The following is an 18515-nucleotide window of genomic DNA, read 5'->3' on the forward strand; positions in this document are numbered from 1 at the left end:
CTTCGACCCTCTCCGCAAGTCTGACGCAAGATTAGCCCCTTAGGTTCGGGCCATACGAGATGGAGAAGTCTATGCAACCGATTCAACTGTTCGATCTGGCCTCCCGCCAAGCGGAATGGCTGAGCGTGCGGCAGGAAGTCGTGGCGACCAACATCGCCAACGCCAACACACCCAAGTTCCACGCCAAGGATGTCAGCCCTTTCGAGGCGGTGATGCAGGCCACCAGCCAGCAGGTCGGCATGGCGAAGACCCATCCCGCCCATTTCGGTGCGAGTGAGCTCAGCGAAAATATCGCGGTGCGCGACAACCCGATCAATAACGAAATCGGCATGCAGGAATCCGGCAATTCGGTCGCGCTTGCTGAGGAAATGACCAAGACCGGCGAGATCAAGCGCCAATACGACCTGAACGCCAGTCTCGTCAAATCCTTCCATCGCATGATGCTGATGACGGTAAAGAGGTAAACCATGGATCCCTTGAGTGCGGCGAGCAAGATCGCGGGCAGCGGCCTGGAAGTGCAGTCTACCCGATTGCGCATCGTTTCGGAAAACATTGCCAACGCAAGATCGACCGGCGACACGCCCGGCGCCGACCCCTATCGCCGCAAGACCGTGACATTCGGCTCCGAGCTCGACCGCGTAAGCGGCGCGCAGCGCGTGACCGTGAAGAAGCTTGGTGTCGACCGTGGCGATTTCGTCCACGAATACGACCCCGGCAATCCGGCCGCCGATACCAACGGCATGGTCAAGATGCCGAACGTCAATGTCCTGATCGAAATGGCGGATATGCGCGAAGCCAACCGCAGCTACGACGCCAACCTTCAGGTCATCCGCCAGACCCGCGACCTCGTCGCCTCCACCATCGACCTTCTGAAAGCATCGCAATGATCGACGGTATCAAACAACTCGGTTCCCTTTCGCTGACGCGCGGCGCAGGCAACGTCTCCTCGCTGACGGAAAGCATTTTCGGCAGCCAGCAGACGACGCCGGCCCAGCAGACAGGCGCAAGCTTTGCAAGCGTTCTCGGCAATATGTCGACGGATGCCATGAACAATCTGAAGAAGGCCGAAGTCGCTTCCTTCGAAGGCATTCAGGGCAAGGCAAACACCCGTGAAGTGGTCGACGCCGTGCTTTCCGCCGAGCAGTCGCTGCAAACAGCCATCGCGTTCCGCGACAAGATCGTGTCGGCCTATCTCGACATTACCAAGATGCAGATCTAGGGCGCGTCCAGTTTGACGAAATCGTTGGCCGCGCTCTAGGCCTTTGTTTTTAAGCATTTTCCGGACGTAAGACCGCTCCGCGCTTTTACTGGAAATGCTCTAGCCCAGCAGGAAAAATGACATGAGAGCTCTTGCCATCGCTGCCACCGGTATGGACGCCCAGCAGACCAATCTGGAAGTCATTGCCAACAACATCGCCAATATCAACACCACCGGCTACAAGCGCGCGCGTGCGGAGTTCACCGATCTTCTCTACCAGACCGAGCGCATGCAGGGCGTGCCGAACCGGGCCAACCAGGCAATCGTGCCGGAAGGCGCCAATATCGGCCTCGGCGTGCAGACATCAGCCGTGCGTAACATCCATACGCAGGGCAACCTGATCGAGACCGGCAACAAGCTCGACGTGGCGATCATCGGACAGGGCTGGTTCCAGATCGAAGCCGCCGACGGTTCGACGCTCTACAGCCGCGCCGGCGCCTTCAACAAGAATGCCGACGGCAACCTAGTGACGGTCGATGGCTACAATGTCATTCCGAACATCAATATCCCGACCGACGCGCAGGACATCACCATCACCCGCACGGGTCAGGTGACCGCCCGTATCGGCAACGCTGCCGATTTCACGCAGCTCGGCCAGTTGACCATCGCCAACTTCGCCAACGAGGCGGGTCTGAAGCCACTTGGCGACAACCTCTTTTCCCAGACACAGGCCTCAGGTGCTGCCGTTGTCGGCGTGCCTGATGATCCGAGCTACGGCTACGTCAAGCAATCCTACCTCGAAGGCTCGAACGTCGATGCCGTCAAGGAAATCACCGACCTGATCACGGCGCAACGCGCCTACGAGATGAATTCCAAGGTCATCACCACCGCTGACGAAATGGCTTCGATTGTCAGCAAGAACCTGAAGTAAGAACGGAAAGGCAGGCGGACATGAGGTTTGGCCGAAAAAATAGCAGCTGCAGAACGGCGTTCGTCCGTATGTGCCTGGCGTCTGCCTTTTCACTGGGTGCCCTGGCACCCGCTTTTGCGCAGGCACCGATGGCGCTGGTTCCCACACGCACGATCTATCCGGGCGAGACGATCTCGCGCGAACAGGTGAAGCCGGTGGAAGTGACCAACCCCAACATTTCCGCGGGCTACGCGAGCGATATCAGCGAAGTGGAAGGCATGATCTCCAAGCAGACATTGCTTCCCGGCCGCACGATCCCCATTGCAGCGCTTCGCGAACCGTCACTGGTGGTGCGCGGCACGAGCGTCAAACTCGTTTTCCACATCGGCAACATGACGCTGATGGCGTCCGGAACGCCGATGAGCGACGGCTCGCTCGGCGAGGTCGTAAGGGTACGCAACATCGATTCCGGCGTGATGGTCAGCGGCACCGTCATGAAGGACGGAACCATTCAGGTTATGGCGAAATGAAAGTGCTTCGTATCCTCGCTGCGGCTCTGGTCTTTTCGGCCCTGCCCTTCCTCTCGACGCCACCCGCCCAGGCAGACACGTCCCGCATCAAGGATATCGCATCCCTGCAGGCCGGACGTGACAACCAGCTGATCGGATACGGTCTCGTCGTGGGTCTACAGGGCACCGGCGACAGCCTGCGCTCCTCGCCTTTCACCGAACAGTCCATGCGCGCGATGCTGCAGAACCTCGGCATCACCACGCAGGGCGGCCAGTCCAACGCCAAGAACATCGCCGCGGTAATGGTGACGGCCAACCTGCCGCCCTTTGCCAGCCCCGGCAGCCGCGTGGACGTGACGGTCAGCTCGCTTGGCGACGCCACCTCGCTTCGCGGCGGCAACCTCATCATGACTTCGCTTTCCGGCGCAGACGGGCAGATCTATGCGGTCGCGCAGGGAGCATTGATCGTCAACGGCTTTTCGGCCCAGGGCGACGCCGCAACGCTGACGCAGGGTGTGACCACATCTGCGCGCGTGCCGAACGGCGCGATCATCGAGCGGGAGCTGCCGTCCAAATTCAAGGATTCGGTCAATCTGGTCCTTCAACTGCGCAATCCCGATTTTTCGACCGCGGTCCGGGTCGCCGATGTCGTCAACGCGTTTGCCCGCGCCCGTTACGGTGACGGCATCGCCGAGCCGCGCGATTCGCAGGAAATCGCGGTGCAGAAGCCCCGCACCGCCGACCTGACCCGGCTGATGGCGGAAATCGAAAACCTGACGGTCCAGACGGATACGCCGGCGAAAGTCGTGATCAACGAACGCACGGGCACGATCGTCATCGGCGCGGATGTGCGCATTTCCCGCGTGGCCGTGAGCTATGGCACGCTGACCGTGCAGGTGACGGAATCGCCACAGGTCATTCAGCCGGCGCCCTTCTCGCGCGGCCAGACGGCCGTGCAGCCGCAGACGGATATCATGGCACTGCAGGAAGGCAGCAAGGTCGCCATCGTCGAAGGCCCTGACCTTCGCACGCTGGTTGCCGGTCTCAACAGCATCGGGCTCAAGGCGGATGGCATCATCGCCATTCTGCAAGGCATCAAATCCGCCGGCGCCCTTCAGGCGGAGCTTGTGCTGCAATGACGGAACTTCACAAGAAAACCGCTTTCAGCAATGGTCTTACCCGGTTCGCGGCCGTCGCCTCGCTGCTTTTCCTGTTGCCTGCCGCCGGCGCCGAAAGCCAGCAGAACGTGGTGTCGGAACTCAGCACGCAGGATGAAATCCAGAAATTCTGCACCAATATTGCCGATGCCGCCCGCGACCAGCGTTACCTCATGCAGAAGCAGGAGCTTGAAAAGCTTCAGGCCGATGTCAACGAGCGCATTTCCACGCTGCAAGACCGCAAGGCGGAATATGAGGACTGGCTGGCGCGCCGCAATCATTTCCTCGAGCAGGCGAAAAGCAATCTGGTCGATATCTACAAGACGATGAAGGCGGATGCCGCAGCACCTCAGCTCGAGAAGATGCATGTGGAAATCGCGGCTGCCATCATCATGCAGCTTCCGCCGCGCCAATCCGGCCTCATCCTCAGTGAAATGGATGCCAAGAAAGCCGCAACCATCGCCGGCATCATGTCGCAGGCAATCGACAAAAACACTTCGAAGGATCCCACATGACCCCGCGTCTTCCGGCCCTCCTCCTGCCGCTTGCCCTGCTTGCCGGCTGCCAGAACAACCAGACCCTGAAGGAAATCGGCAACGCGCCTTCAATGAGCCCGATCGGCAGTGGCCTGCAATTCAGCCAGACGCCGCAGATGGGCAGTTACCCGAAGCAGCCAAAGCACATGGCCAGCGGCTATTCGCTATGGAGCGACAGCCAGGGAGCGCTGTTCAAGGATCTGCGCGCGCTCAACATCGGCGACATCCTGACGGTCAACATCCAGATCAACGACAAGGCCGATTTCGACAATGAGACCGAGCGCAACCGCACCAATGCGAGCGGCCTGAACTGGAAAGCCAAGGCGCAGATCTTCGGCTGGACGCCGGAAGCCGATCTCGAACATCAAATACGGCTCCGACACAGACACCCAGGCCAAGGGCAAGACCAAGCGCTCCGAGAAGCTGACGCTGCTGGTGGCCGCCGTGGTGACCGGCATTCTCGAAAATGGCAACCTCATCATCAGCGGTTCGCAGGAAGTGCGCGTGAACCACGAAATCCGCATCCTGAATGTCGGCGGTATCGTCAGGCCACAGGATGTCGATGCACAGAACATCATCTCCTACGAGCGCATCGCCGAAGCCCGCATCTCCTATGGTGGTCGCGGACGCCTGACGGAAGTGCAGCAACCGCCGGTCGGCCAACAGGTCGTCGACCTGTTCTCGCCGCTCTGACGCCGACATGCGAAAGCGGGACTGACCCATGGAAAACGAACAGACCGAGGTCAAGAAAAAATCCTCCCCGCTGGTCATGACCATAGCGGGGGTTGCTATCCTCACCCTGCTCGGCGCGGGCGGCGGCTGGTTCGTGGGCGGCCTGGTCGCCCCGAAGATCGCCGGCGCCGAGGCGCATGCCACGGCTGCCGCCGGCGGACACGGTGAGAAGAAGGGCGAAGGCATCGAAAAAATCCCGGCCGAGGCGAACGGCATCGTCCAGCTCGACCCCATCACCACCAACCTCGCTTACCCCGCAACGAACTGGGTGCGGCTCGAAGTGGCGCTGATGTTCAAGGGCCCGGTGGAGGTTAATCTGGCCGAGGATATCCATCAGGATATCATGGCCTATGTTCGCACCGTTTCCCTCCAGCAGCTGGAAGGGCCGCGCGGCTTTCAATATCTTAAGGATGACATTCAGGAACGAGTTGACCTGCGCTCTCAAGGGCGCGTATCCAAGGTCATGTTCCGGACCTTTGTCATCGAATGATTCGATTTCTTGTAACCATCGCCGTCCTTCTCGCTTTGCCGGGTCTTGCCAATGCCCAGCAATTTCCGACCGATCTGTTTAATACACAGATAGACGGATCCGTCGCGGCATGGATCATCCGCACCTTTGGCCTATTGACGGTCCTGTCCGTCGCGCCGGGCATCCTGATCATGGTCACGAGCTTTCCGCGCTTCGTGATCGCATTTTCGATCCTGCGCTCCGGCATGGGCCTTGCGTCGACCCCGTCGAACATGATCCTGCTATCGATGGCGATGTTCATGACCTTCTACGTGATGTCGCCAACCTTCGATAAAGCCTGGACGGACGGCGTGCAGCCGCTGTTGCAGAACCAGATCAACGAACAGCAGGCCATAGGGCGCATCGCCGAACCCTTCCGTACCTTCATGAACGCCAATACGCGTGACAAGGATCTGAAGCTGTTCGTCGATATCGCCCGTGAACGCGGACAGGTGGTAATGACCGACAATGTCGTCGACTACCGTGTGCTCGTTCCGGCCTTCATGCTGTCGGAAATCCGGCGCGGTTTCGAGATCGGTTTCCTGATCATCCTGCCATTTCTGGTCATCGATTTGATCGTCGCCACCATCACCATGGCCATGGGCATGATGATGCTGCCACCCACCTCGATTTCCCTGCCGTTCAAGATCCTGTTTTTCGTGCTGATCGACGGCTGGAACCTGCTTGTCGGCAGCCTGGTCAGATCGTTCAACTGACGGCATTTGTGCCGAAATAATCTTCGTTAATCCTGTTTGTTAACCCCGCAGCCCCACGGCCGCGGGGTTTTCGCGTTTTAACCCTTTGGTTACCGTTTTCGCTAGGGGTCGGATAACTATAATTTTAAATTAAAAACTTACCATTTAAATATACTTCGCAGTAACCATAAGTATTTTCTAGTATTTCTTAAGGCTCAAATTAATAATTGCGCAATTTTTCGCTGCGAAATTCTCCTCACACACAGCGGGTTTGGTTTCCAGAGACAAGTAACTCTGAACCGAGTGGCATGAGGCCGAAACGTTGTGACCGGTAATACAAAGTCCGGAATGTCCCCAACTCCAGTATCTCGTAAAAATAAGGGACAAAATACTATGGCAAGCATTCTCACCAACGCCTCTTCTATGGCTGCTCTCCAGACGCTGCGTTCGATCGGCAACAACATGGAGACCACACAGGGTCGTATCTCGACCGGCCTGAAGGTAGGCTCCGCCTCCGACAACGCCGCTTACTGGTCCATCGCGACCACGATGCGTTCGGACGCTTCGGCACTCTCCACCGTTTCTGACGCACTCGGCATCGGTGCAGCCAAGGTCGACACCGCATATGCCGGCATGGAAGCCACGATCAAGGTCGTTCAGGAAATCAAGGACAAGCTGATCCTTGCCCAGGACCCGACCGCCGACAAGAAGAAGATCCAGAAGGAAATCGGCCAGCTCCAGAAGCAGCTGACCTCAATCGCGGACTCCGCGACCTTCAACGGTGAAAACTGGCTGAAAACGAAAGTAACCGCCAACGGTACAGCTCTAGCTGCCGGCACCGATGACGCCGCTATCGCCAATCTGAAAAAGCAGGTCGTCGCATCCTTCACCCGTGACTCCGCTGGCGCCGTCAAGGTTCAGCGCGTCGACGTACAACTCAGCGCTTCAAACGTACTTATTGATAGCGGTAATACCAGCGGCACGACTGATAAGGGCGGCATCCTTGACTCTTCAGCTAAGGACACTGTAGCGAAAGCATCGATCCTGACGCTCGATATTTCCGACATGAGTGTTTATCGCGGTGCTGCCGCAGCTCCGACCGCGAGCGAATTCCTTGGTTCCACGGCTACGGACAACGACATCCTCGACAAGCTCATCAGCCACGTCGACAAGCAGCTTGAAACCCTCAACGGCGCCGCTGCCGATATGGGTTCGGTGTCCAACCGTATCTCCATGCAGGGTGACTTCGTTTCCAAGCTGACGGCAACGATGGAAAAGGGTATCGGCCGTCTGGTTGACGCCGACATGAACGAAGAATCGACCCGCCTCAAGGCTCTGCAGACGCAGCAGCAGCTGGCAATCCAGGCTCTGTCGATCGCAAACAGCGACTCGCAGAACATCCTGTCGCTCTTCCGTTAATCGAACAGAAAATTACAAAAGTCGAGCCGCGCCCGAAAGGGCGCGGTTTTGCATTTGTGGAGTGGTCTGCAAACGGGAAGATTTCGTTTACCATCCTTGCTTTCAAAGCATTTACCACGATTTGAGCGAAGCGCCGGGAGCGCACTGAAATTAGGGAATTGGAAAGCACCCGCTGTCAGATTTTGGGCATGGACAAGCGGATAGCCGCTGGCCTGAATGACACGAAACGCAGTATCGCAAGCGGGGGCTGACCGTCTTGCAATCGCGTAAGACAGGCAGACGTGACGGAGGCTGACCCGAGCGTATTGCCCTTTTACCAAAGCCGCATCCGGAAACGGGTGCGGCTTTATTATTTTTTAAGCATTTCAGATTACGCGCGCGCACGCGCGAAGGTTGCACAACAAATCTTCAGAATGCTTTTTTTTCGAAAATTCTTAGGTGTTCATTAACTATATAACGGTTAGCTAAAGCCATCGAAACGGTGAGCTAACCATTAAAAATCAGCAGGTTAGCAGGCATGATGCTGTGCGCCGTTCCCGGTGAGACCGGAATGTCCCTTCTTTAATCAGCCATTCAAGGGGCAAATCTACCATGACGAGCATTCTTACTAACGTCGCAGCTATGTCTGCACTCCAGACCCTGCGTTCTATCGGCCAGAACATGGAAACGACGCAGGACCGCGTTTCCTCCGGCCAGCGCGTCGGCGAAGCTTCCGACAACGCCGCTTACTGGTCGATCGCGACCACAATGCGTTCCGACAACGGCGCTCTTTCCGCTGTTCAGGACGCCCTCGGCCTCGGCGCCGCAAAGGTCGATACCGCCTATTCTGGCATGGAATCCTCCATCGACGTCGTTAAGGAAATCAAGAACAAGCTGGTTGCCGCCCGCGAACCCGGCGTCGACAAATCCAAGATCCAGGAAGAAATCCGCCAGCTGCAGGATCAGCTGAAGTCGATTTCCAGCTCCTCGTCGTTCTCCGGTGAAAACTGGCTGCAGGCGAAGGTCAGCGATGGCAACGGCACGATCACCGACGTTACCAAGCAGGTCGTCGGCTCGTTTATCCGTGACGCAGGCGGCAACGTTTCCGTCAAGACGATCAGCGTTGCCCTCAGCAACAACACCGTTCTGTTCGATACATCTTCGGGCACAGCGGACAAGAAGATGGGCATTCTTGACTCTTATGCCTATTACGCCTCGACTGGCAACTACAAGTCGTTCGACACAACCACGACCGTCACTGCCACTGGCGCCAAGACCGAGAAGTCCATCGCCGCTACGGTTTATACCGAAGCGCAGCTGGCCGCCCTGAAGCCGGCAACCGCCGGTACGCCGGTCGCGATCGACTATACGACGACTCCAGGTCTGGCCACCGTCACACTCGGCACCGGCACGAAGGAAAACGGTACCTACCTCAAGATTGGCGACAACCAATACGTAAAGGTAGTTGCAACCGACCCGGCAGCCGCTGGCTCGACCACCTCCGTCGTCGGCACGCTCGGCGCGACGAAGTACTACCTCGAGACGACTGCCGCCAATATCGATGCACCGACCCAGCTGACTTACTCCCTGACGTCGCTCGATATCACCAAGGACCTCAAGGGTACGTTCACGAACGCCGACGGCACAGCGCTGACGGATAACCAGTACCTCGACACCATGATCTCCTTCGTGGACAAGCAGCTCCAGGGCATGACATCCTCCGCTGCCGATCTCGGCTCGGTCAAGATGCGCATCGAACTGCAGGAAAACTTCGTCAACAAGCTGACCGACTCGCTCGACAAGGGCATCGGCCGTCTGGTTGACGCAGAGATGAACGAAGAATCCACCAAGCTGAAGGCCCTTCAGACCCAGCAGCAGCTCGCTGTCCAGGCCCTGTCGATCGCCAACAACGACTCGCAGAGCATCCTGTCGCTCTTCCGTTAATCGGAAAATACCATTCAAGACTGAAGAAGCCGCGCCTCGTGCGCGGCTTTTTTCGTTTATCGTCCACCTGAATGGCGAGCAGGAAATAGAGAAGCCTAACTTCCGCGAATGGAAAACCGGCTCTGCGGGAGCCTGAGCCGGGCTCAACCGCGTAAAGCAACATCAAAACAAAGTTGTGAAAGCGCCGCCCGCAAGGTGAGCGAGTTTAACGAGCCGCATCCGGAAACGGGTGCGGTTATATTATTTTTAAGTTTTTTAGATGATTTACACGTAAAAATTACATTTTGAAATTTTACTACTTTAAGTATTTTTTAACCATAAAGCGGTTAGCTAAAGCCATCGAAACGGTGAGCTAACCATTAAAAATCAGCAGGTTAGCAGGCATGATGCTGTGCGCCGTTCCCGGTGAGACCGGAATGTCCCTTCTTTAATCAGCCATTCAAGGGGCAATTTATTATGACAAGCATTCTCACAAACGTCGCAGCTATGTCTGCACTCCAGACCCTGCGTTCTATCGGCCAGAACATGGAAACGACGCAGGACCGCGTTTCCTCCGGCCAGCGCGTCGGCGAAGCTTCCGACAACGCCGCTTACTGGTCGATCGCAACCACGATGCGTTCCGACAATGGCGCTCTTTCCGCTGTTCAGGACGCTCTCGGCCTCGGCGCCGCAAAGGTCGATACCGCCTATTCCGGCATGGAATCCTCCATCGAAGTCGTTAAGCAGATCAAGAACAAGCTGGTTGCCGCCCGCGAACCCGGCGTCGACAAATCGAAGATCCAGGAAGAAATCGCCCAGCTGCAGGATCAGCTGAAGTCGATTTCCAGCTCCTCGTCGTTCTCCGGTGAAAACTGGTTGCAGGCGAAAATCAGCGACGGCACTGGCAAACTGTCCGACATCACCAAGCAAGTTGTCGGCTCTTTCATCCGTGACAACAGTGGCAACGTTTCGATCAAGACGATCAATGTCGCACTCGGCAATGACACCGTATTGTTCGATACGTCTTCCGGTGCCGCAAAAGACAAGCAGGGTATCCTCGACTCTTACGCTTCCTATTCCTCAACGGGATCGTACAAGAACTTCGAAATCACGACCGGTACAGGCACCGCAAGGAACACAACCGCGAAGGCCGCCGTCGTTTTCACGGAAGCACAGCTTAAGGGCTTCAAGGAAGCCACAGCCGGAACGGCCGTTACGGCTACCGAAGATACGACCACCGGCCTTCTCGTTGTCAAGTTGGCTTCGTCATCAACGGAAAACGGCGCATATCTGAAAATTGGTGACGACCAGTATGTCAAGGTAATGGGCGATGGCACAGCTGCAACTGCCACGACCGGTCTTACCGCGGTCGACACCGCTCAGAAAACGGCCGGTACCGTCGCAATCGGCAAGTCGAAAGACAACCAGAACGTCTACCTTCTTACCGGTACCGACAATCAGCTGGCGAAGGCCCTCTCCTACTCCCTGACATCGCTCGACATCACCAAGGATCTCATCGGCACAGAAATGAATGCCGACGGCTCCGCCCTTACCGCGAACCAGTACCTCGACGCCATGATAGTCTTCGTCGACAAACAACTGCAGAGCATGATCTCCGCTTCAGCCGACCTCGGCTCGGTCAAGATGCGCATCGACCTGCAGGAAAACTTCGTCAACAAGCTGACCGACTCGCTCGACAAGGGCATCGGCCGTCTGGTTGACGCAGAGATGAACGAAGAATCCACCAAGCTCAAGGCCCTTCAGACCCAGCAGCAGCTCGCTGTCCAGGCCCTGTCGATCGCCAACAACGACTCGCAGAGCATCCTGTCGCTCTTCCGTTAATCGGAAAATACCCTTCAAGACCGGAGAAGCCGCGCCTCGTGCGCGGCTTTTTCCGTCATGGTTAAGAGAAATTATTATTTCCTAATTTTTATTAACGACAGTTTAGGCTTTGTTAACCATTCGAGCCCTAAAACCTAGCCATCGAAACGATTGGTTAACCAAGACGAAAAAGAGGTTAACAGGCATCAAGCCGCGCGATCGTTCCCGGCGGCAATCCGGAATGTCCCTTTTCATTTCAGCCAATCAAGGGGCAAATAATTATGACCAGCATTTTGACGAACGTCGCGGCAATGGCCGCCCTTCAGACCCTTCGCGCCATCGGCACCAACATGGAAGAAACGCAGTCGCGCGTCTCCTCCGGCCTGCGCGTCAAGACCGCATCCGACAACGCTGCATACTGGTCCATCGCGACCACCATGCGTTCGGATAACGGTGCTCTTTCCGCTGTTCAGGACGCTCTCGGCCTCGGCGCCGCGAAGGTCGACACCGCCTATTCCGCCATGGAAACCACGGTCGATGTCGTCAAGGAAATCAGCAAGAAGCTGGTTGCCGCCCGCGAGGCTGGCGTCGATAAGGCAAAGATCCAGGAAGAAGTCCGCCAGCTCCAGGACCAGCTGAAAAGCATCGGCGAATCCGCCTCCTTCTCCGGCGAAAACTGGCTTAAGGGCAAGATCAGCGACGCATCCGGCAACCTCACCCCGATAACAAAGCAGATCGTCGGCTCCTTCATCCGTGACGGCGCGGGTAATGTTGCAGTCAAGACCATCAACATTCAGGTCGACAACAAGACCGCCCTTTTCGATACATCGACCGGCGCGGCGAAAAACGGCATCCTCGACAGCGCCGCCTATTATTCCGACACCGGCGCTCTGCGCAACTTCGAGATCACCACGACCACTCCCGCAGGTGTTGCAACCACGACGCCCTATACCGCGAAAGTGTTTACCGCAACACAGATGGCGGCTTTCGCACCCGCCGGCACGACCACGGTCTCCGCGGAAAGTGCAACAACCGGACTTGTTACCGTTGCCGCCGCAACTTCGGCAAATGATAACGGCACCTACTTCAAGATCGGCGAAAACGCTGCGGGCGAAGCTCTCTACGTGAAAGCCAACAATACGACGCCGACGCCTGCTGGTACCACCGTGACCGAGATCGGAACTGGCGGTTCTTCCAACAACAAGATTTACCTCGAAACTGGCGCGAACCCGCAGATGGCGCAGAAACTCAGCTACTCGCTGATCGATCTCGACATCACCAAAGACCTCAGCGGCTTGAAGGACGCCAACGGCCAGCCGTTGACCGACAATGCCGGTCTCGACAACATGATCCAGTTCGTCAACACCAAGCTGGAATCGCTCATCAGCGCAAGCGCCGATCTCGGTTCCATCAAGATGCGTCTCGATCTGCAGGAAGGATTCATCTCGAAGCTCACCGACTCCATCGATAAGGGCATCGGCCGCCTCGTCGATGCGGACATGAACGAAGAATCCACCAAGCTCAAGGCTCTCCAGACGCAGCAGCAGCTGGCGATCCAGGCTCTCTCCATCGCCAATACCAGCTCCGAGAATATCCTGTCGCTATTCCGCCAGTAAACGGCGCCCGTTGGCTACGGGCGGTTTCGTCCCGCTCTGGCAGCAACAGAATATTCGGAAATGGAAACCGCGCTTCGCAAGAGGCGCGGTTTTCACCTTTTCCGAAAGCTGTTCGGAGTGCCAAGGAGCACGCGCGCAGACACTGCATACGGCATGAGCCACGCACGTTGCGTCGCTACATAAATCTTTGATTTCATTGGGGAAAATGGTGCTGCTAGAGAGATTTGAACTCTCGGCCTCTCCCTTACCAAGGGAGTGCTCTACCCCTGAGCTATAGCAGCATCCGGTGCCGAAGCGTTTGCTTCAGCATCAAGCGTGGCGGCCTATTGCCATAGGTTTTTGACGAGCGCAAGCCGCAAAACGATATTCTTCATCAAGCGGTGCAAAAAACAGCGCCCCCTGTTGAAAAGTTCATTTTTCGGATATTGCTGAATTTATGAACGAACATCATGACAAACAGGCAAAGACAGCGGTTTCCGTGGGCGCTTCCGCAGAGCCGTCAGCCCTTGCGGCAAACGGCAACGCGCAGGCCGGTCCCGGCGAGAAGGCGCGCCAGCGTGAGGCGGAGCGCAAGGCGCGGGCGGCGAAGAAGCTTCGTGAAAACCTTCAGAAGCGCAAACAGCAGGTTCGCGCGCGCCGCGCCGGCGATGCGGATGAGACGATTGGCCTGCCTGCCGCAAAAACGGACGAATCATCCTCATAGAGAATTCACCAGCATAAAATTGAAACGCCGCGGAAACTCGTCTAAGGACGCGCATTTCCGCAAGGCACGATAAAGAAAGGCGGGCACAGGCCCGTAGGGACGCATGGATCGCATCAGAATTACGGGTGGCAACAAGCTCAACGGCATCATTCCCATCTCCGGCGCAAAAAACGCTGCTCTGCCATTGATGATCGCTTCGCTTCTGACCAGCGATACGCTGACGCTCGAAAACGTGCCGCATCTGGCCGACGTCGAGCAGCTCATCCGCATTCTCGGCAACCACGGTGTCGATATTTCCGTGAACGGCCGTCGCGAAAGCCAGGGCGAAGCCTATTCCCGCACCGTGCATTTCACCTGCCGCACCATCGTTGACACCACTGCGCCTTACGAGCTGGTTTCCAAGATGCGCGCGAGCTTCTGGGTCATCGGCCCGCTGCTTGCCCGTGAAGGCCGTGCACGCGTTTCTCTGCCCGGCGGCTGTGCCATCGGCACGCGCCCGGTCGACCTGTTCATCGAGGGCCTTGAGGCGCTCGGTGCGACGATGGAGATCGACGGCGGCTACATCAACGCCACCGCTCCCAAGGGTGGTCTGATCGGCGCGGTTTACACTTTCCCGAAAGTCTCCGTCGGCGCAACGCATGTGATGTTGATGGCTGCGAGCCTTGCCAGAGGCACCACCGTCATCCACAACGCCGCCCGCGAACCGGAAGTGGTCGACCTCGCGCACTGCCTGACAGCCATGGGCGCAAAGATCGAAGGCGCAGGCACCTCCACCATCACCATCGAGGGCGTTACCTCGCTGTCCGGTGCACGCCACCGGGTTCTGCCTGATCGTATCGAGACCGGCACCTATGCCATGGCCGTGGCGATGGCTGGCGGTGACGTGGTACTGGAAGGCACGCGCGCAGCACTGCTCGACAATGCGCTGGACACGCTGCGGCTTGCCGGAGTGTCGATCAGCGACACGGAGACCGGTCTGCGCGTCGTGCGCAACGGCAACGGCATTCAGCCGGTCGATATCGTCACCGAGCCCTTCCCCGGCTTCCCCACCGATCTTCAGGCGCAGTTCATGGCGCTGATGACGCGGTCGCAGGGCGTATCCCACATCACCGAAACCATCTTCGAAAACCGCTTCATGCATGTGCAGGAACTGGCTCGTCTGGGCGCGAAGATTTCGCTCTCCGGACAGATGGCCCGTATCGAAGGCGTCACCCGCCTGAAGGGTGCGCCTGTGATGGCGACCGATCTGCGCGCCTCGGTGTCGCTGGTCATTGCTGGCCTGGTGGCGGAAGGCGAGACCGTGGTTTCGCGCGTCTACCATCTCGATCGCGGTTTTGAACGCCTTGAAGAAAAGCTCACTCGTTGCGGTGCGCTGGTCGAACGCGTCAGCGATTGATCCTTTCATAGCCGCTCATTCGTTTTCTCCCCCGTTGCAGAGCGGGCCTAGACTGCCTATTTCCAGTACAAGGAATAGACATTGCGGGCAGCAGTCCGCGGAAAAGGAAGAAAACGATGAGCGGCCTGAAATTGCTCGCGCTGGATACTGAAGATCTCTCCGTCATTTCGACGCATATGCAGGACAGCGTCTTCAAGCTGAAGGACGTTGCCTTCGAGGCGAAGCACGGTCAATTCACGCTTTCCGCCAACCGTTTCGTCTGGGAAAGCACTGACAAGAAAAATCTGCCGCCGGAACGCTGCCGCAGCGTCGTTTTCCTGAAGCGGGTCTCCGCCGTCCGCTCGCACGGCATCGACCGCGCCGACAGGGAGCAGGTGCTTTCGCTTCTCGCCATCCGCTTCGTACAGAACGGCGAAGGACCTGATGGAGCCGTTGAACTGACGCTTTCGGGCGGCGGCGCCATCGCGCTCGACGTCGAATGTATCGAAGCGCAGCTGACCGATGTGAGCGGCGCCTGGGAAACAGCCGCCAAACCACAGCATCCGGACAGCGAATAAGCTCTCCACACCATTGCAACGGTTGCCTTTCGTCACTGTTTCGATTTATGCCACTTACCAGAGCCGCATTTGTTTCTGCGGTAAGTTCGTGCACCCTGCGGGATCGCCCGCAGGGAAAATGAGAGGGTAATGGCGTGGCAATCTGGCTGGAGAAGGCATCGGCTGATTTCGAACAGAAATTCGCAGCCTTCCTGACGACCAAGAGGGAAGTTTCCGAAGACGTCAACGCGACCGTTCGTGACATCATCAATGATGTCCGCCATCGCGGCGATGCGGCCCTTGCCCATTATTCCCTGAAATTCGATGGCATCGATTTCTCGAAGGTCTCGATGCGGGTGACGGCGGAAGAAATCGACGCAGCCGTCGCAGCCGTTGACAGCAGCGTCCTCGAAGCCCTCGAATTCGCAGCCCGGCGCATCGAAAAACACCACGCCCGGCAGATGCCGAAGGACGATATCTACGAGGACGAGATCGGCGTGGGCCTGGGCTCGCGCTGGACGGCGATCGAGGCCGTTGGCCTTTACGTGCCGGGTGGCACCGCCAGCTATCCAAGCTCTGTCCTGATGAATGCCGTGCCGGCCAAGGTCGCGGGCGTTGAGCGCATCGTCATGGTGGTGCCGGCCAATGGCGGCGTCATAAACCCTGCCGTTCTTGCCGCCGCGCGCATCGCGGGTGTTGAGGAAATTTATCGCATCGGCGGCGCGCAGGCCGTAGCTGCACTCGCCTACGGCACGGAAACGATCACCCCCGTCGCCAAGATCGTCGGCCCCGGCAATGCCTATGTGGCGGCCGCAAAACGGCAGGTCTTCGGTACTGTTGGCATCGACATGATCGCCGGGCCTTCCGAAGTGCTTGTCATTGCCGACAAGGACAATGATCCGGACTGGCTCGCCGCCGATCTTCTGGCGCAAGCGGAGCACGACAGGGGCGCGCAATCGATCCTGATCACCGACAATGCCGAACTCGGCAAGGCGGTGGAAGCTGCTGTGGAACGGCAATTGAAGCGTCTGTCGCGTTCCGAGACCGCGACGGCAAGCTGGGCCGATTTCGGTGCGATCATTCTGGTCGAAAAGCTCAGCGATGCCATTCCGCTTGCCAACCGCATTGCTGCCGAGCATCTGGAACTCGCCGTTGACGATCCGGATGCCCTGATGACCCACATTCGCAATGCCGGCGCGATCTTCGTCGGACGCCACACGCCTGAGGTGATCGGCGATTATGTCGGCGGCTCCAACCATGTTCTCCCGACGGCACGGTCGGCGCGCTTCTCCTCCGGCCTTTCGGTGCTGGATTTCGTCAAGCGCACGTCCATCCTGCGTCTAGGCCCCAAGCAGTTGCGCCAGCTTGCACCGGCGGCAATCACCCTTGCCCGTTCGGAGGGGCTGGACGCACATGCGCGCTCGGTCGCCATTCGCCTCAATCCGGAAAGTTAAGAGATGGCTTCAGGCGATTTCCGGCTCTGCGATGTGGTTCTGGACGATAGCATCGGCCGGTCCACGCCCGACGTGGAGCATGAACGCGCCGTGGCCATCTTCGACCTGATCGAGGAAAATACTTTCGAACCGTTTGGCCATGAGGGTGGGCCTTACCGGCTGCATATATCGCTGGTCGATGCCAAGCTGGTTTTCTCGATCAGAACCGAAGACGACAAGGATGTCTCGACCCATATTCTGTCGCTGACACCGTTCCGCCGTATCATCAAGGATTATTTCCTGATCTGCGAAAGCTATTACGAGGCAATACGCTCCTCCACTCCAAGCCAGATCGAGGCGATCGACATGGGCAGGCGGGGTATTCACAATGACGGCTCGCAAACTTTGATGGACCGGCTTTCCGGCAAGATCAAAGTGGATTTCGACACCGCGCGCCGTCTCTTCACCCTCGTCTGCGTGCTTTATTGGCGGGGTTAGAGATGAGAGATCCTGCCACGGCTCCAAATGACGGACACGCCCCTAAATCGGTCCTCTTCATGTGCGGCATGAACTCCATTCGTTCCCCCATGGCGGAGGTCATCGCCAAACGGCTGGTGGCGCCCGGCATCTACATCCAGTCGGCCGGTGTCAGGGCGGGAGAGCGAGACCCCTTCGTGGATGCGGTGCTGGAAGAACAGGGATTTTCGCTCGGCAAGCATAAACCGCGCACATTGGACGAGATCGAGGATGATTTTTTCGACCTGATCATTACATTGACACCTGAAGCCCATCACGCAGCCCTTGAACTGACGCGCTCGAACTCGCTCGACGTGGTCTACTGGCCGACCATGGACCCAACGGTCATTACCGGCACGCGGGACCAGATCCTCGACGCCTATCGCGAAGTGCGGGACCATCTTGCCAGGCTGATTGCGGAGCGCCTGCCGGGACGGCCGCAACCGGTGGCGGATACGCTTTCAAAAGACTGAGGATGGGTGTCCGTTTCGGTCGGAGCAGACGCTTCAAACGCCGCACAGGACAGGCATTTATCAGATCCACGCCTCTTGCCTGGTGAAAATCGGTTCCGATTTTCGCCGTGATGCTTTAGAGGTTCACAAATGTGCCGGGATTGTGTAGTTTCCGCGCAATTTTCCCGGACACGATATGTCCGGCACTATCAACAGGAAGAAAACCCTTACATGACAAAAGAAGAAGTCCTTGAATTCCCGGGCATCGTAACCGAATTGCTGCCGAACGCAACATTCCGCGTAAAGCTTGAGAACGAACACGAAATCATCGCCCACACGGCGGGCCGCATGCGCAAGAACCGTATCCGCGTTCTGGCCGGCGACAAGGTGCTGGTTGAAATGACGCCTTACGACCTGAGCAAGGGCCGCATCACCTATCGCTTCAAGTAATCGGTTTTCGGCATCGGACGCCCGGG

At 57.8% G+C, this 18515-nt stretch carries 20 protein-coding genes, 1 tRNA gene and 1 pseudogene; 21 read left to right on the forward strand and 1 reads right to left on the reverse strand.

Annotation, left to right across the window (positions count from 1 at the left end; translation table 11 throughout):
* Window positions 1-71 precede the first annotated feature (71 nt).
* From flgB to RBH10_RS20165, 14 genes and pseudogenes are all read left to right on the forward strand, one after another.
* Entirely contained in the window at window positions 72-464 is a 393-nt protein-coding gene (gene flgB, locus RBH10_RS20100; protein WP_003515082.1) for a flagellar basal body rod protein FlgB, read from the forward strand.
* 3 nt (window positions 465-467) lie between these two features.
* A complete protein-coding gene (flgC, locus tag RBH10_RS20105; protein ID WP_045022100.1) occupies window positions 468-887 on the forward strand; it encodes a flagellar basal body rod protein FlgC in 420 nt (139 codons plus the stop codon).
* A complete protein-coding gene (locus tag RBH10_RS20110; protein WP_045022102.1) occupies window positions 884-1219 on the forward strand; it encodes a flagellar hook-basal body complex protein FliE in 336 nt (111 codons plus the stop codon). The genes flgC and RBH10_RS20110 overlap by 4 nt, the downstream gene beginning before the upstream one ends.
* 121 nt (window positions 1220-1340) lie before the next feature.
* Entirely contained in the window at window positions 1341-2129 is a 789-nt protein-coding gene (gene flgG / locus RBH10_RS20115; RefSeq protein WP_281039598.1) for a flagellar basal-body rod protein FlgG, read from the forward strand.
* Between the two features lie 20 nt (window positions 2130-2149).
* Window positions 2150-2638, forward strand: a complete 489-nt coding sequence (gene flgA, locus RBH10_RS20120; RefSeq protein ID WP_082065944.1) for a flagellar basal body P-ring formation chaperone FlgA — start codon at window positions 2150-2152, stop codon at window positions 2636-2638.
* Window positions 2635-3756 (forward strand): flagellar basal body P-ring protein FlgI, encoded by a 1122-nt coding sequence (locus RBH10_RS20125; protein ID WP_281039597.1) that lies wholly within the window; start codon window positions 2635-2637, stop codon window positions 3754-3756. The genes flgA and RBH10_RS20125 overlap by 4 nt, the downstream gene beginning before the upstream one ends.
* Window positions 3753-4289 carry a MotE family protein gene (locus RBH10_RS20130; protein WP_281039596.1) on the forward strand — a complete coding sequence of 179 codons (537 nt, stop codon included), beginning with the start codon at window positions 3753-3755 and terminating at the stop codon, window positions 4287-4289. Before RBH10_RS20125 ends, RBH10_RS20130 begins: the two co-directional genes overlap by 4 nt.
* Window positions 4286-5003: pseudogene (gene flgH, locus RBH10_RS20135) on the forward strand (flagellar basal body L-ring protein FlgH). The gene RBH10_RS20130 and the pseudogene flgH overlap by 4 nt, the downstream one beginning before the upstream one ends.
* A gap of 28 nt (window positions 5004-5031) precedes the next feature.
* Window positions 5032-5532, forward strand: a complete 501-nt coding sequence (locus RBH10_RS20140; RefSeq protein WP_045022113.1) for a flagellar basal body-associated FliL family protein — start codon at window positions 5032-5034, stop codon at window positions 5530-5532.
* Window positions 5529-6266 carry a flagellar type III secretion system pore protein FliP gene (fliP, locus tag RBH10_RS20145; RefSeq protein ID WP_003515060.1) on the forward strand — a complete coding sequence of 246 codons (738 nt, stop codon included), beginning with the start codon at window positions 5529-5531 and terminating at the stop codon, window positions 6264-6266. The genes RBH10_RS20140 and fliP overlap by 4 nt, the downstream gene beginning before the upstream one ends.
* Window positions 6267-6638: 372 nt before the next feature.
* Window positions 6639-7664 carry a flagellin gene (locus RBH10_RS20150; RefSeq protein ID WP_045022119.1) on the forward strand — a complete coding sequence of 342 codons (1026 nt, stop codon included), beginning with the start codon at window positions 6639-6641 and terminating at the stop codon, window positions 7662-7664.
* A gap of 591 nt (window positions 7665-8255) precedes the next feature.
* Window positions 8256-9587: a flagellin gene (locus tag RBH10_RS20155; protein ID WP_306180787.1), complete on the forward strand. Its 1332-nt coding sequence runs from the start codon at window positions 8256-8258 to the stop codon at window positions 9585-9587.
* 456 nt (window positions 9588-10043) lie between these two features.
* Entirely contained in the window at window positions 10044-11408 is a 1365-nt protein-coding gene (locus RBH10_RS20160) for a flagellin (protein ID WP_281038137.1), read from the forward strand.
* Between the two features lie 260 nt (window positions 11409-11668).
* On the forward strand, window positions 11669-13003 hold the full coding sequence (locus RBH10_RS20165; RefSeq protein ID WP_281038136.1) for a flagellin: 1335 nt from the start codon (window positions 11669-11671) through the stop codon (window positions 13001-13003).
* Window positions 13004-13209: 206 nt separating this feature from the next.
* Here the strand turns inward: RBH10_RS20165 and RBH10_RS20170 are convergent.
* Window positions 13210-13284 (reverse strand) — tRNA-Thr (locus RBH10_RS20170).
* A gap of 197 nt (window positions 13285-13481) precedes the next feature.
* Between RBH10_RS20170 and RBH10_RS20175 the strand changes: the two genes are divergently transcribed.
* From RBH10_RS20175 to infA, 7 genes are all read left to right on the forward strand, one after another.
* Window positions 13482-13706 carry a hypothetical protein gene (locus tag RBH10_RS20175; RefSeq protein WP_372339807.1) on the forward strand — a complete coding sequence of 75 codons (225 nt, stop codon included), beginning with the start codon at window positions 13482-13484 and terminating at the stop codon, window positions 13704-13706.
* A gap of 103 nt (window positions 13707-13809) precedes the next feature.
* A complete protein-coding gene (gene murA, locus RBH10_RS20180; RefSeq protein WP_281038134.1) occupies window positions 13810-15102 on the forward strand; it encodes a UDP-N-acetylglucosamine 1-carboxyvinyltransferase in 1293 nt (430 codons plus the stop codon).
* 116 nt (window positions 15103-15218) lie between these two features.
* A complete protein-coding gene (locus RBH10_RS20185; RefSeq protein WP_045015123.1) occupies window positions 15219-15659 on the forward strand; it encodes a DUF2948 family protein in 441 nt (146 codons plus the stop codon).
* A 134-nt stretch (window positions 15660-15793) separates the two neighbouring features.
* On the forward strand, window positions 15794-17092 hold the full coding sequence (gene hisD / locus RBH10_RS20190) for a histidinol dehydrogenase (protein WP_281038133.1): 1299 nt from the start codon (window positions 15794-15796) through the stop codon (window positions 17090-17092).
* A gap of 3 nt (window positions 17093-17095) precedes the next feature.
* On the forward strand, window positions 17096-17569 hold the full coding sequence (locus RBH10_RS20195) for a UPF0262 family protein (protein WP_045015125.1): 474 nt from the start codon (window positions 17096-17098) through the stop codon (window positions 17567-17569).
* A 2-nt stretch (window positions 17570-17571) separates the two neighbouring features.
* On the forward strand, window positions 17572-18060 hold the full coding sequence (locus RBH10_RS20200; RefSeq protein ID WP_045015126.1) for a low molecular weight phosphatase family protein: 489 nt from the start codon (window positions 17572-17574) through the stop codon (window positions 18058-18060).
* A 210-nt stretch (window positions 18061-18270) separates the two neighbouring features.
* Window positions 18271-18489, forward strand: coding sequence for a translation initiation factor IF-1 (gene infA / locus RBH10_RS20205; protein WP_003493814.1), 219 nt, complete (start codon window positions 18271-18273; stop codon window positions 18487-18489).
* The last annotated feature ends 26 nt before the right edge of the window (window positions 18490-18515 follow it).

Source organism: Rhizobium sp. AN73, from assembly GCF_030757975.1.
Taxonomy (GTDB): Bacteria; Pseudomonadota; Alphaproteobacteria; order Rhizobiales; family Rhizobiaceae; genus Agrobacterium; species Agrobacterium arsenijevicii.